Source organism: Pseudemcibacter aquimaris (assembly GCF_028869115.1).
GTDB lineage: Bacteria > Pseudomonadota > Alphaproteobacteria > Sphingomonadales > Emcibacteraceae > Pseudemcibacter > Pseudemcibacter aquimaris.
Map to the genome: position 1 here is coordinate 1579200 of NZ_CP079800.1, position 13263 is coordinate 1592462.

14 protein-coding genes are annotated in these 13263 nt (G+C 43.0%); 4 read left to right on the top strand and 10 right to left on the bottom strand.

Annotated features, from left to right (window positions below; all coding sequences use genetic code 11):
• The first annotated feature begins 13 nt into the window (after positions 1 to 13).
• Positions 14 to 385: a VOC family protein gene (locus KW060_RS07580; RefSeq protein WP_249034208.1), complete on the top strand. Its 372-nt coding sequence runs from the start codon at positions 14 to 16 to the stop codon at positions 383 to 385.
• Here KW060_RS07580 and KW060_RS07585 read toward each other — a convergent pair whose 3' ends face one another.
• The 6 genes from KW060_RS07585 to KW060_RS07610 all read right to left on the bottom strand — a co-directional run bounded on the left by KW060_RS07585 (position 386) and on the right by KW060_RS07610 (position 5413).
• Complete coding sequence (locus KW060_RS07585; protein WP_249034209.1) at positions 386 to 835, bottom strand: molybdenum cofactor biosynthesis protein MoaE; 450 nt, start codon at positions 833 to 835, stop codon at positions 386 to 388.
• A 1-nt stretch (position 836) separates the two neighbouring features.
• Positions 837 to 1088, bottom strand: a complete 252-nt coding sequence (moaD, locus tag KW060_RS07590; protein WP_249034210.1) for a molybdopterin converting factor subunit 1 — start codon at positions 1086 to 1088, stop codon at positions 837 to 839.
• A 1-nt stretch (position 1089) separates the two neighbouring features.
• Positions 1090 to 1641, bottom strand: coding sequence for a CDP-diacylglycerol--glycerol-3-phosphate 3-phosphatidyltransferase (gene pgsA / locus KW060_RS07595; protein WP_249034211.1), 552 nt, complete (start codon positions 1639 to 1641; stop codon positions 1090 to 1092).
• A 70-nt stretch (positions 1642 to 1711) separates the two neighbouring features.
• Positions 1712 to 3550 (bottom strand): excinuclease ABC subunit UvrC, encoded by a 1839-nt coding sequence (gene uvrC, locus KW060_RS07600; protein WP_249034212.1) that lies wholly within the window; start codon positions 3548 to 3550, stop codon positions 1712 to 1714.
• 470 nt (positions 3551 to 4020) lie between these two features.
• A complete protein-coding gene (gene folB, locus KW060_RS07605; RefSeq protein WP_249034213.1) occupies positions 4021 to 4437 on the bottom strand; it encodes a dihydroneopterin aldolase in 417 nt (138 codons plus the stop codon).
• A gap of 16 nt (positions 4438 to 4453) precedes the next feature.
• Positions 4454 to 5413 carry a calcium/sodium antiporter gene (locus KW060_RS07610; RefSeq protein ID WP_249034214.1) on the bottom strand — a complete coding sequence of 320 codons (960 nt, stop codon included), beginning with the start codon at positions 5411 to 5413 and terminating at the stop codon, positions 4454 to 4456.
• Between the two features lie 185 nt (positions 5414 to 5598).
• Here KW060_RS07610 and KW060_RS07615 point away from each other — a divergent pair, with 185 nt between their 5' ends.
• Positions 5599 to 6549, top strand: a complete 951-nt coding sequence (locus tag KW060_RS07615) for a bifunctional helix-turn-helix transcriptional regulator/GNAT family N-acetyltransferase (RefSeq protein WP_249034215.1) — start codon at positions 5599 to 5601, stop codon at positions 6547 to 6549.
• Here the strand turns inward: KW060_RS07615 and KW060_RS07620 are convergent.
• From KW060_RS07620 to KW060_RS07630, 3 genes are read right to left on the bottom strand one after another with little or no spacing between them, the layout of a single operon-like run.
• On the bottom strand, positions 6521 to 6931 hold the full coding sequence (locus KW060_RS07620; RefSeq protein WP_249034216.1) for a YbaN family protein: 411 nt from the start codon (positions 6929 to 6931) through the stop codon (positions 6521 to 6523). The genes KW060_RS07615 and KW060_RS07620 overlap by 29 nt on opposite strands.
• Before the next feature lie 6 nt (positions 6932 to 6937).
• Positions 6938 to 8467 (bottom strand): serine hydrolase, encoded by a 1530-nt coding sequence (locus KW060_RS07625; RefSeq protein WP_249034217.1) that lies wholly within the window; start codon positions 8465 to 8467, stop codon positions 6938 to 6940.
• Positions 8467 to 9849 carry a M24 family metallopeptidase gene (locus KW060_RS07630; protein WP_249034218.1) on the bottom strand — a complete coding sequence of 461 codons (1383 nt, stop codon included), beginning with the start codon at positions 9847 to 9849 and terminating at the stop codon, positions 8467 to 8469. The genes KW060_RS07625 and KW060_RS07630 overlap by 1 nt, the downstream gene beginning before the upstream one ends.
• A gap of 131 nt (positions 9850 to 9980) precedes the next feature.
• Here KW060_RS07630 and KW060_RS07635 point away from each other — a divergent pair, with 131 nt between their 5' ends.
• Both KW060_RS07635 and nhaC read left to right on the top strand, forming a co-directional pair.
• Positions 9981 to 10994 carry a zinc-binding alcohol dehydrogenase family protein gene (locus tag KW060_RS07635; RefSeq protein ID WP_249034219.1) on the top strand — a complete coding sequence of 338 codons (1014 nt, stop codon included), beginning with the start codon at positions 9981 to 9983 and terminating at the stop codon, positions 10992 to 10994.
• Positions 10995 to 11164: 170 nt separating this feature from the next.
• On the top strand, positions 11165 to 12568 hold the full coding sequence (nhaC, locus tag KW060_RS07640; RefSeq protein ID WP_249034220.1) for a Na+/H+ antiporter NhaC: 1404 nt from the start codon (positions 11165 to 11167) through the stop codon (positions 12566 to 12568).
• On the opposite strand, the gene KW060_RS07645 is transcribed toward nhaC, so the two are convergent.
• Positions 12550 to 13260, bottom strand: coding sequence for a phosphate/phosphite/phosphonate ABC transporter substrate-binding protein (locus tag KW060_RS07645; RefSeq protein ID WP_249034221.1), 711 nt, complete (start codon positions 13258 to 13260; stop codon positions 12550 to 12552). The genes nhaC and KW060_RS07645 overlap by 19 nt on opposite strands.
• Positions 13261 to 13263: the final 3 nt, after the last annotated feature.

The following is a 13263-nucleotide window of genomic DNA, read 5'->3' on the forward strand; positions in this document are numbered from 1 at the left end:
GCGGAGGAGTTAAATGCAGGAAAATAGGGTACGCCACAATAAAGTTAATTACGTAGAATTTGCAGCAAGCGATCTTGATGGAACAAAAAAATTCTTCGAGGACGCTTTTGCGTGGAGTTTTACGGATTATGGGCCGGATTACACGGCGTTTGAAGGAAGAGGACACGTCGATTGTGGTTTCTTTCGTGCGGATAAGGCATCAAGCACGGATAATGGGGGCGCATTGGTGGTGCTTTATAGTGAAAACCTTGAGGAAACAGAAAGTAAGGTGAAACGGTCGGGTGGTAAAATTATAAAAGAAATTTTCGCGTTTCCGGGTGGACGCCGTTTTCAATTTACCGAACCAAGCGGCAATGAACTCGCCGTGTGGAGTGACGTGGAATAATTATTCCCAACGTGCCTTTTTGTCATCATCATCAGATTTTGCAGCAACCCAATGGGTTCCTTCGTCGGTTTCTTCCTTTTTCCAGAAGGGGGCATCGGTTTTTAACCAGTCCATTATGAATTGTGCAGCGTTGAATGCAGCCTCGCGATGATGGGATGTGGCAATTACCAGAACAATTTGATCCCCCGGAAGCAATTTTCCGTATCTGTGGATTATGGTAAGCCCTTGAATTGGCCATCTTTTTTCGGCTTCATGGCCGATTTTCTCAAGTTCCTGTTCTGCCATGCCGGGGAAATGTTCAAGCGTCATGCTTTTGATTGATTTATCACCGTGAATATCACGGACAAGACCAGTAAAGCTTGCTATAGCACCAAGGTCCGTACGGTTTTCAGAAAGCAGGGCGATTTCATTTGCAATATTGAAATCTTCACTTTGCACAGAAACCCGCATATCAACCACCTGTCATTGGTGGGAAAATGGCCACTTCATCGGTGTTTTTAATCGGATGATCAAGGTCGACATATTCCTGATTAACCGCAACACGGATCAGGTCAGATTGTGCGAAGGCGGATTTATAATTTTCACCTTTATTTTCAAGATGTTCAATTAACTTCTTAACGTTGTTTACATCATCCGGCAGGGTAATATCATCGGATGATTTACCAATGTTTTCTCGGATTAGTGCGAAATATAAAATATTCATTTTAATTCATCATATGTTTAAGGCCGGATTTCAAATAATCATAGCCTGTATAAAGCGTTAGAAGTGCGGCCGCCCACAAACACCAGTCACCAATGGTCACCGCGGGAATAAAGTCCGGTGCTGCATCGCCAACCAACAGAAAACCAAGCGCAAATATTTGAATGGTCGTTTTCCATTTCGCAAGATAAGTCACAGGAATGCTTACCTTTAAATCTGCCAAAAATTCCCGAAGGCCCGATACAACAAATTCACGGCATAGGATCACTACCGCCGCAAGGACGGAATATCCCTCGATCCGGCCATAAGCAACCATCATCATAAGTGCTGCCGCAATCAATAATTTATCGGCAATCGGGTCCATAAAGGCGCCAAGTTTTGATGACTGGTCGAATTTACGCGCAACATAGCCGTCAAAAAAATCGGTAATACCAGCCAGCGTAAAAATCGTGAAACTCACCCAATTGGCAAGATCGCCAGCAAGATAAAAACTGGCAATCATCATCGGGATCATCAGTATCCGTGAAAAGGTGAGTATGTTTGCTAAATTATTCATTTGTCGTCGTAATTTCCCTAACTGATTCCGATTTTATAAATATTAATCAAAGAGGCAACGACTTTATGCATCACGGATGAAAATAATCATATATTTTGGTGGCGAGGGCCTTACTGATGCCATCAACCTTTTCCAGATCGGCAATTGCCGCGCCCGATACCGCCTTTGCGGAACCAAAATGAAGCAGTAGTGATTTTTTTCGCGCGGCACCAACACCAGGTAAGTCATCAAGGATCGATTTATGTATTTTTTGTGATCTTTTGCTGCGGTGTGATCCGATCACGAACCTGTGCGATTCATCACGTAATCGCTGCAGGAAATAAAGTACCGGATCATTGGGCGGTAATTTAAACGGCGTTTTACCGGGGATATAAAAATCCTCACGTCCAGCGTTTCTATCTGGCCCCTTGGCAATGGCAACGGTTGGGATGTCGGCAACGCCAAGGTCCTCTAACACGCCCATGACGGCGGATAACTGCCCTTTACCGCCATCAATAAGCAGCAAATCAGGCCATGTTTCACTGTTCCTATCCGGGTCTTCACGTAATTGGCGTTTAAACCTGCGTTCCATCACTTCGCGCATCATGCCGAAATCATCACCGGGGGCGAGATTTTCTGATTTAATATTGAATTTACGGTATGATTTTTTATCAAACCCTTCTGGTCCCGCGACGATCATGGCGCCAAGTGCGCTTGACCCTTGAATATGGCTGTTATCATATACTTCAATACGCGAAGGGGGCGCATCAAGATCAAACAGTTCCGCAACACCCGCCAGTAATTTGGCCTGTGATGATGTTTCGGCGACTTTTCGCTCTAATGCCTCACGCGCGTTTCGTTCAACCATTTCTACAAGCATCAGGTTGCTGCCGCGCTGTGGCATGGTTATATGGACTTTACGTTCAGCTTTAATACCGAGTGCTTCTTCAAGCAACGCTTTTTGTTTGATGCTGCTGTTGATGAAGATTTTCTTGGGTGGGTGTTTGTTATCATAAAACTGGCTTATGAACGCTGGTAAAATCTCGTCAATTTGTTGGTCTTTTGCGTGACGTGGAAAATAAGCCTGATTACCCCAGTTTTGACCACCACGATAAAAGAATACCTGAATACATGTGGTGCCGCCTTGCGTGTATGCAGCAATCACGTCCGCTTCTTCAAGTTTGCCGTCTGTTGCGTCTTGTCTGCTTTGAACGGCGGCTAGGGCCTTTAATCGGTCACGGTAAACGGCGGCAAGCTCATAATTCATGTCCGCGCTTGCATTTTCCATCTCGGATGTGAATTTCTTTTTTATTGCGTCGGATTTACCGCTTAAGAAATCATGGGCTTCCTGAACATGTGCGTTATAGTCGTCATCGGAAATTTTCCCAACGCAGGGTGCAGAACATCTTTTGATCTGATACAGCAGGCAAGGGCGGCTTCTGCTATTGAATATGCTGTCGCTACACGTCCTAAGTGTAAAAGCTTTCTGAAGGATATTTAGTGATGCATTTACCGCACCGACAGAGGCAAAGGGCCCAAAATAATGACCCTTTTGTTTTTTAGCGCCGCGATGTTTTAAAACTTGCGGGTTTTTATGGCTGGTATCAATCAATATATATGGAAATGATTTATCATCCCGCAGCAGGATATTATATGTCGGCTTATAGCGTTTGATCAGGTTTGCTTCTAAGAGTAACGCTTCGACTTCGGTATGGGTGGTGACAAATTCCATAGCCCTGGTTAGGGATACCATTTTACCAATGCGGTGTGATAATCCCTTTAGGTTCGTGTAATTTTTAACCCTGTTGGTAAGGTTCTTTGCTTTACCCACATAAAGCACGTTTCCATTTTCATCAATCATGCGGTAAACGCCCGGCCCAGTGCCGAGGTTTTTGATGTATTTTTTGATGATTTCCACGCCTTCGATCATGGGTTTAATTTATATCGAAAGTGATCCAATGCTTCCACATTTATTTGAAAGGCTTTTGTAACATTTCTGAAAAAAAATGGTTAATTTTCTGTAAATACCGTGGTGAATCAAGGGATAACGTGGGTCAAGAAAAAATATTAAAAACTTATCCACGGAATCTGTGGATAAAACGGTGTATAAGTTTTGTACTGATGGGTAAGTTCGCAGATCTATTGACGTTGCAGCTTTTTGCCTATTTTTTAGGCAGTGTAGCTAAGAGGCTGTTTTTAAACGATAAAAATATATCGGGAGATTCCTCTACACATATTTTTAAAAACTGTAAAGGAGTTTTTTTATAAAAAATGGTTAAAATTTTGCTTGTTAACAACTTGGGAGTAAAAAACAAAAAATATCTAAAAATAATATGCTGTAAATTCAATGATTTAACAATATTGTAATATTAGATTTACATCTTTAATAAAACGGTAATGTTATTTTTTGCGTCGTTCGATTTCAACGCCGACGCTTGTTGTGTGTTCGATTGCTTCTAACTTTTCCACACGAACGCGCACGGCAACGACACGTGGGTCAATCAGGTTCATATCCGCGATATTTTCCGCCAGTGTTTCCACCAGTTCAACATGACCAGATGATACGATGTTTTTAATACCGTTTACGACCTTTTCATAACAAACCACATTATCATAATCATCGTTAAGTGGGGTGCTGTCTTCGGTAACAGAAAGATCAATGTTTACGCGGATCTTTTGTTCGGCTTGTTTTTCATGATCATAAATACCAATTGAACTATCAAGCATAAGATCACGAACAAATACATGACGCAGGCTTTGTGTCGCGTCGGCATATTTAATCGGTGTCAGGTTGCTTTTATGAACTGTGTTTGTCATTTTCTAATAATCCTTATTACGCAGCACCCAGGGTATAAAGATACGTGATATACCCAACAGTGAAGATTATCCCCAATACACGGTTAAAGCGTATTTTCCATAAAATAAAGGGTAAAAGCGCGGCGCTACTGGCCAGCATGACCCATAAATCAATTTTTAAGAAGCTATCCGGAACCGGAACATCCGCCACTAGGGATGTTGCCCCCATAATGGCATATAAATTAAAAATGTTGCTTCCGATAATATTACCAAGCGCCACATCACCGTGATTTTGCCTTGCGGCCATAATTGCGGTCACAAGTTCTGGCAGGCTGGTACCAATGGCAATGATCGTAAGCCCGATCACGGCTTCTGATACACCAAAGCTTTCTGCGATTGTCACGCCACCCTCAACAAGGATGTGGGCGCCGTACATTAAACCGGCAAGGCCCGCTATCACATATATTGATGCACGTGGTGTCGTAAGTGGTTTTTCCGGTAATTCTTCGAAATCTTCGTATGCTTTATCCGAAATTTCTTTACCCTCAACCGGGTCTACTTTTCCGCTTTTATATGAACTGATTAAAAAGGCGAGTAGGAAGATAATAAGAAACACAGCATGCATTTTATTCAGTGGCGCGCTAAAGCACAGCATTATGAAAATGACAGAACCAGCAAGCATAATGTTATAATTACGTCTGACTTCGCTGCTGTCGCAAATGAATGGGTACATAATCGCTGGCACACCTATCACCAAAAGGATATTTGCCGTGTTACTGCCAACCACGTTGCCAAGCGCCATGGCAGGAACACCAGCCATCGCCGCATCAACACCAACAACAAGTTCCGGGGCAGAGGTTCCAAACGCAATAACCGTAAGGCCGATAACAAGTTTGCTGACACCAAAGTTTTCCGCAACCGATACAGAACCACGAATAAGCACATCACCGCATATCACAAGCAGTATAAGACCAGCTATGACTTCAATATATTCCAAGTGATGCACCCGTCATTAATTAATAAACCAGAGCTTATATAGTGATTAATGTTCCGGCTGCCTAGTCAATTCTGTCATTTTTCTGAAAATTTTGATCTTGAATGATTAATATAATTTATTATATAAATAATTATGTAAAAAATAATATGAATATTTATATAAGTAATTAAGGACAGGAAACAGCCATGAATGGTGAAATTTTTCTTGAAATCGGGATCGGCACAAGATGCCGTCGTATCTTTGAAATGTTGTCGATGGAAATGGACACAATTTATAAAGCAGAAGGTATTGATATTGGCATGCGTGAATTTCCAATTCTTTATTGTCTTTATCAAAAGGGGCCATTGTTAATAAACGACATTCAGAAATTAACGGGCCTTTCCCATTCAGCGGTCAGTCAAACGGTCAAAAAACTTTCGAATAAAGAGTATTTGTGGCTACGCACGGCCGATGATGCCCGTAGTAAAATTGTGGTATTCAGTGACCGCGGCGAAAAATTAATCAAGCGCTTAATCCCCATATGGCATGTCGCGAAGCGCGCCATGGCTGATGTTATTGGCGACTGCGAACATAACATACTTGATGCAATGGCCGATTATGAGCAGGCCTTAAGCCAAAAATCATTCACGCAACGCTATAATGAAAAACGCGAAGAAAAACATGCGGGTGATGTTGAAATCGTACCGTACCATGTAAAATTCAGGAATGATTGGCGCATTATCAATCAGCAATGGATTGAATTACTGTTTGAAATGGAAGAAGAAGACATCATCAATTTAAACGATCCTGAAAAATACGTGCTTGATAAAGGGGGCGAGATATATTTTACCCTTCTTGATGGTAAGCCGGTTGGGGCCGTTGCCCTTAAAAAACATAGCCCGGAAAGATATGAGCTAAGCAAAATGGGCGTCTTACCAGAAGCCAAGGGCATGGGCCTTGGTAATATGCTTGTGGAAAAGGTTCTTGAACGTTATGAAGCCCGTGGCGGAAAGGAATTATTCCTCGAAACCAACAGCAGCTTAACCCCCGCAATCACACTTTATAAAAAATATGGCTTTAAAGAAGTGCCCGCGCCGGAAAATAGCCCATATTCAAGGGCTGATTATTTCATGGAGCTTCAGAAGGATCATCATTAGCACCCGGTGGTCTGTGGCTTTTTCGGCTTAACACATATGTTACGCCGAATATCATTAGTCCCAGTGAAACGATAAGTGCGATATCAGGAATGTTTGAAAAGAATATCAGGTAACTGGCGCTGAATGATATCATGGCGACGGCGGTTAATTTGGCCTTTATCGGGATCACGCGATATTTATCCCAGTCCTGTAATGATGGGCCAAATTTTGGATGATTATATAACCAATTGTGAAGGGTTTCTGATCCATTGGAAAACCCCCAAAGTGCCAGTATCATCAGCGGCGTTGTCGGCAGAACGGGCAAAAAGGCACCAATAAACCCAAGGAAGAACATCGCCCAACCAAAGATTAAATATAGAATTCTTTTTGTTTTTTCTTTCAAGTGTGCCTACTGTTTAATTGCATCTACAGTATTGAAATCATAACTGAAATCGGTGCGGTTGGAAATCCATTTCATGGTAAAACCTGAAATTTCGCCATTATCATTCGTGTTAAACATCACGTAACTATCGGCTTCATGGTCGCGGTGATCCCACCTGGCGATGAATGTGTTTTCTTCGAAATGTTCCAATTTTCCGCGGATGGTTGGTGACCTGTCTGATTTAAAATATAAAGCGTCACCATTTAACGAAATTTCAATACCGTCCCAAATTTTATCATGATAACGACCCGCGTATTCAGTGAGCGTAAGGTGAGGGCGGCCGTTGCCCGTTAGTTCAGCAAGGCGTTTCTTTTCCTTAATGCGTGATGCTTCCTGCGCTTTAAATGTTTCTGCGGCGGTTTTTGTATTTTTAATTTCAAGCACCGCATTTAAGATTTCATTTTTAATGGTGTTGTAAGCCGCGCCAGATTGTTGATTGGTCACAATGGCAATGGCAAAATCCATTTCCGGTAACATGGTAAGGTTTGAATACATTCCGATAAGCGCGCCACCATGCCCAACAACACGGTTACCATGGTAATCACTGATGTTATATCCAAGGCCATATCCACGGAATTTTGTGCCATTTTTAATGTTGTTCTCGGATACGGTCATTGGGGTATTAATTTGCCATAATGTCGCGTGTGTTTCTTTATCCATTAACGGGGCACCGTTATTTAAATGCATTTGTTCCCATTTCAAAAGATCATCAAGCGAGCACTGAATGCCGGCAGCGGCCATTGATCCCGCGACCTCATCAATGGTCAGGTAACGTTTTACTTGTTTTAATGTGGTATCAAGCCTGATGTGTGGTTCGGCGATATTTTCATCATTTGCCATCATCGGCGTATTGGCGGTGCATCGATCCATTCCCAGCGGGGTAAAGATGCGTTCGTTTAAGAAATCCTCATAAGATTTTCCTGTGACCGCAGGAATAATCGCACCCGCAATGATAAACGGCATATTGTTATAGGCATATGTGGTTCTGAAATCGCGGTTCGGCTTTAAATATTTCATTTTGCGGATGATTTCTTCGGGCGGGTAATTGCCATCGGGCCACCACATTAAATCTCCGGAACCAAGCGGAAGACCCGTTGCATGGGATAAAAGATCAGCAATGGTAAAATGATCCGTCACCCAAGGGTCGGATAATTCAAATTCGGGCAGGTGGTCTTTAACTCGGTCCGTCCATTTAATCTTTCCGTCACTTACTAAAATGGCGAGTGCCGTTGCCGTAAACCCCTTACTGTTTGATGCAATACCGAAATAGGTGTCATCATCAACATCACCACCGCTTTCAAGTGATCTTGTGCCGTATCCTTTAGAATGAATGATCTTGCCATCCTGAATAACGCCAACGGCGGCACCAGGAACATGGAAAACATCCATCGCGTTTTCAACGATTTTATCAATTTCGGATGGGGTTATGTTCTTTGCCCATGTGGGTGTCGCCATCAGGCAAAGAACAGATACAGTTTTTAAAAGGTGTTTCATCATCAGTTGTTAATTTGAACCTTGCCTTCGTCAGGCTGGCCTTCTTTTGGGTCAATGATGTGGTAATTGGTTTGACGGCCGCCGATATAACGGAAAGTTGTACCGTCATAAATACCGTCTTGTTCCAGTAACATACGCATTGGTTTTGTGCTCCAGCTATCCGGAACATCAACAAGGGCGGTTAATTCGATGGAATAGGCGGTATTCGCATGCATTGGATAATCACCATCGCCCGGCACACCTTCTTGTTTGTCCCACATGCCGATTGTTGTACCCGCCGCATGACCATGAAGACCAATTGGGTGTGTATAAATAACCGGACCGATCCCTTCGTTGGTGGCCTGTTCACGGGTCATGGCAAGAATTTCGTTGCCGGTACGTCCAACTTGAAAATTGCTGGTTAGGATGTCTTGTAATCTGTTGCCACCACGTTTGGCGATTTTTAAGGCCTCTGGTGCGTCAGTTTCACCGTCCCGGAGGATATAAGCGTTTTGTTGTGTATCCGTCATTAAATCAAGGTACGCAATGCCGAAATCGATATGCACATGATCCCCTTTATAAAGCACATCAGGGTCAAGGTTATTGTCTTCGATGTGTTTGATGGATGCGTCCGATCTTTCTGTTGAAATACTTGTGTGGAACCATGTCGTTAGTCCCAAATCACGAACACGCTGCCTGTACCACCAGACAAGATCATCACGGGTTGTGACACCCGGTGTTACAACCTTACCAGAAAAGCCCTCTGCAATAATGGCGTGGGCGATTTCCATGACATCTTCGTATACCTCTAATTCTTTTTCGGTGCGTGTTTCAAGCCATCCAACGGCCAAACGTTCTGCGGATACAATACGTGTGCGCAGGCGGTCTGGAATGGCATTAACAAAATCACGACGCTCGGAATACACAAGCCCGTCCGCATGGGCCCAATCATCGGAATAATTAAGGCCGATTTGGTCAGGGTTAAATTCATCAAGGATGTTCGCAATACGGCGCCATTGATCCGGTTCTTCTTCCGGGTTCCATTTGCCGGGGAAAACATCACCGACCGCATAACGGGATGCGGCCAAGCGTTCAACGCCTTTTTCGCTATCCTCACCATGATCAAGGAATATAAGAACAGTACGGCGACGTGCGCTTAACCATGTGGCAGGCAGCATGGTTTTTAAAACCGGGTCTTCATTATATTCACGGGAAATAATCACCCATGCATCAATCCCTTCGCGGCGCATTAATTCGGGGATAAGGGTATCAAGCCGGTGCTTTAACAAATCATCCATAACTTTCGCGCGTTCACGCATTGGCAGGATTTTTTCCTTAAGCGCGTCGGCGTATGAAACAGTCCCCATCATTAAAAATGCTAGAATTGAAACTATAAGTTTTTTCATGATTATGATTTTCCCTGATACATTTTGCTTTGCTTCAATTAAGCAGAAAATCGTGGTTAAAAAAAGTCTTTTTAATTATTTTTGTTGATATATAACTATGGGATCACGAATTAAGAATAAGGAAATTTATCATGAAAGCTGTTGGATCTTATAAAGCGCTCGAGGTTAATGAAGCGGAAGCATTTCTGGATGTAGAAATCGATAAACCAGAAGCCACAGGCAGAGACATTCTTGTGGAAGTAAAGGCCATTTCTGTTAATCCAGTTGATACAAAGGTCCGCAGACGCCCGCATCCTGACGAAACATTACGTATCCTTGGGTGGGATGCCGCTGGCGTTGTGACAGCTGTTGGTGATGAAGTCAGCATGTTTAATGTTGGCGATGAGGTATACTATGCTGGTTGCATCACGAAACCAGGGTCAAACAGTGAATATCAGCTTGTTGATGAACGCATAGCTGCGAAAAAGCCATCGTCGCTTGGTTTTGCAGATGCAGCAGCACTGCCACTAACGACAATCACGGCATGGGAAGCATTATTTGAACGCCTTGGAATTTCAAAAGGCGGTAAAGATGGCGGCAAATCAATCCTTATGATTGGTGGGGCCGGTGGTGTTGGCTCAATCGCCATTCAGCTTGCAAAGAAACTTGGTAACCTTGAAATTATCGCAACAGCATCCCGTGAAGAAAGTGCAGATTGGTGTAAAGCGCGCGGCGCGGATCACACAATCAACCATTATGAAGATATTCCAGCACAGCTTGACGCGCTTGGTCATACCAATGTTGATTACGTGCTTTGCCTTACGAATATTGCGGGATATTGGAAAACAATTACGGATGTGATTAAGCCAGCGGGTAAAATCTGTACGATCGTTGATTTCTTCAAAGATGGTAATCTTGATTTGTTAAAACCAAAAAGCGCGACATTCGCATTTGAATTTATGTTCACCCGTTCCATGCATCAAACGGATGATATGGATGAAATCAACGCGCTGTTAAGCGAAACGGCCGCAATGATCGATAGTGGCGAGCTTGTGACCACAACAGGTGATGTGATCAGTCCGATTAATGCGGATAACATCCGCAAGGTACACGCAACCATCGAAGAGGGGCGCGCCATCGGTAAATACGTCCTTGAGGGTTGGTAAAACTTTTCAGATATAATCGACATCTAAAGGCTTGGGTTTAATATACCCAAGCCTTTTGTTTATCTATTAAATTTTTTATCCATCTAATATTAGACATATTGATTTTCAAACTGTATCTTTAGTGATCACTAAATAATAAATAAAAAATATAAAAATATTAGGGGTCGAGATTGACTGATCATAAATTACCAAGCTTTTGGCATTCGCTTGTTTGTTTTGGTGGAATTTTGGTTTTGATTGTAACGGGGGTTGTGGTTTACAGAATCAGCATTCAAGTTCTTTTGTTATTAAGCATCACATGGGCATCAATTCACACGATGCTCCTTGGTTATAAATTTTCAGAAGTTAAAAATATTATGTCTGATGGTATCAGCAAAGCGCTTGGTGCCGTTTATATATTTATTCTTATTGGTGTGGTTGTCGCCAGTTTCCTTGCCAGCGGTACAATTACAACGCTTGTTTATTATGGTCTTGATTTCATTCATCCGGCAGTATTCCTTCCGGTAGGTCTTATTTTATGCAGTTTTATGTCTGTTTCTGTTGGAACGATGGTTGGAACAGTTGCAACGGTCGGCGTGATTTTAATCGGTATTGGTGCGGCGATGGGAGTTCCGTTACCCATTGTTGCGGGAATGGTAATTGCTGGGGCAAGTTTTGGTGATAAAATGTCACCCGTATCGGACACCACTAATATGGCCGCGGTTGCGACGGGAACGGATCTGTTTACCCATATTAAATCAATGCTTTATACCACGGTGCCAACATTTGTTATTTGCTTGATATTATTTTCATTTATCGGCATGGAATACGCTGGTCAGGCACTTGATACCGCAGGTATTGATAATTTCAAGGCCGCCATTGCTGACAATTTCGAAGTCAGCATTCTGGGATTTGTACCGCTGATTATCCTGTTCGGGATGAGCTATAAAAAAATACCCGCTGAACCATCGATGATGACTGCATCATTTGTGGCGATATTGCTGGCGTTGTTTCAACAGGGGCAAGATTTATTATCCTTATTAAGCAGTCTTCATGGTGGCTATAGCGCGGAAACCGGTAACGCTGATCTTGATAGATTGGTAAATCGCGGCGGCATTATGGGCATGATGGGGACATTGTTGATTGCGTTATTCGCCATGGCGCTTGCGGGAATTCTTGATAACGCTGGATATATCCGTGCGATGTTAGAAGGCATATTGAAACACCTGAAAAATGTTCTTTCATTGATTGCTGCAACAATGCTTACAGGTATTGTGGCAAGTATTGCAACAGGCCAGTCGTATATTTCAATTGTTCTTACAGCACAGCTTTTCCGTGATAAATTTGATAAAATGGGTTTAAAGAAACGCATGTTATCAAGAACCATCGAAGAAAGTACAACGCTAACGACACCATTGCTACCTTGGTCGCTTGGTGGTGCATTTTATAGTGGTGCGTTAGGAGTCGCCGTGTTTGATTATGCGCCGTGGGCGTTCCTGAATTACCTGAATGTTGTGGTGGCACTTATTATGACAGCAATGGGCCTTGCCATATTTAGAAAAGAGAAAATCGCGGATCAGGAAACGGCCAAATAGGTTTCTTTTGGAATAAACACAATACCATTTAAATGCAGTTTTTCCCGGGTTTCATCGGGTAGGGCGGTGATGGCCGTGCTTATGGCGCTATAGAATGCGTTTTGATCTGCGCCTTTATAGGCGATATAAGGAAGGCCAGGTGTTGGCTCTGTCCAAGCAATAACCTTGATGTCACCGGCGAAATCGTCATATTCCTTGATCAGTTTTAATGATAGTGCGTCGATTGCGGCGATTTCCGCATCGCCATTTGCGACCATTTTCGCTGAATTAATGTGTGATCCGCTGCAGATTTTATTTTCAAAATAATCATTGGTCACGTGATAGCCCGATTGGGAATTTTCATCATTATAGGCAAATTTTGATTTTTTATGATCATCAAGATTATAGCGATCATCGGTTTTATGAACCACATAGGCACTTCGGTAATACCCAGGCGGGCATCCTTGTAAGCCATAATCGGGTGTGCCGATAAGTGTTACTGTTTCATGTAATTTTTCGCGGTATGGCTTGCCGCATGTTTGACTGAAATAGAAAAATGGATCGGTCCAGCACTCTATTTCACCAGCATCCCACGACATTTCGTCTGGTATATGTACGCCTGCCGTGCGTAGATTATCCCTTATAAGTGTCCAAAATTCCTCATGCGCGTCTCGTAATTCCGGTCTGTCATACATGGGAAGGTTGGCAAGCATGGA

Excerpts from the sequence above, each read along its gene's own strand:
- KW060_RS07580 (WP_249034208.1), top strand. The coding sequence starts at position 14 with ATGCAGGAAAATAGGGTACGCCACAATAAAGTTAATTACGTAGAATTT.
- KW060_RS07625 (WP_249034217.1), bottom strand. The coding sequence starts at position 8,467 with ATGATGAAACACCTTTTAAAAACTGTATCTGTTCTTTGCCTGATGGCG.
- KW060_RS07635 (WP_249034219.1), top strand. The coding sequence starts at position 9,981 with ATGAAAGCTGTTGGATCTTATAAAGCGCTCGAGGTTAATGAAGCGGAA.
- KW060_RS07645 (WP_249034221.1), bottom strand. The coding sequence starts at position 13,260 with ATGCTTGCCAACCTTCCCATGTATGACAGACCGGAATTACGAGACGCG.
- KW060_RS07630 (WP_249034218.1), bottom strand. The coding sequence starts at position 9,849 with ATGAAAAAACTTATAGTTTCAATTCTAGCATTTTTAATGATGGGGACT.
- uvrC (WP_249034212.1), bottom strand. The coding sequence starts at position 3,550 with ATGATCGAAGGCGTGGAAATCATCAAAAAATACATCAAAAACCTCGGC.
- KW060_RS07615 (WP_249034215.1), top strand. The coding sequence starts at position 5,599 with ATGAATGGTGAAATTTTTCTTGAAATCGGGATCGGCACAAGATGCCGT.
- KW060_RS07585 (WP_249034209.1), bottom strand. The coding sequence starts at position 835 with ATGCGGGTTTCTGTGCAAAGTGAAGATTTCAATATTGCAAATGAAATC.
- pgsA (WP_249034211.1), bottom strand. The coding sequence starts at position 1,641 with ATGAATAATTTAGCAAACATACTCACCTTTTCACGGATACTGATGATC.
- moaD (WP_249034210.1), bottom strand. The coding sequence starts at position 1,088 with ATGAATATTTTATATTTCGCACTAATCCGAGAAAACATTGGTAAATCA.
- folB (WP_249034213.1), bottom strand. The coding sequence starts at position 4,437 with ATGACAAACACAGTTCATAAAAGCAACCTGACACCGATTAAATATGCC.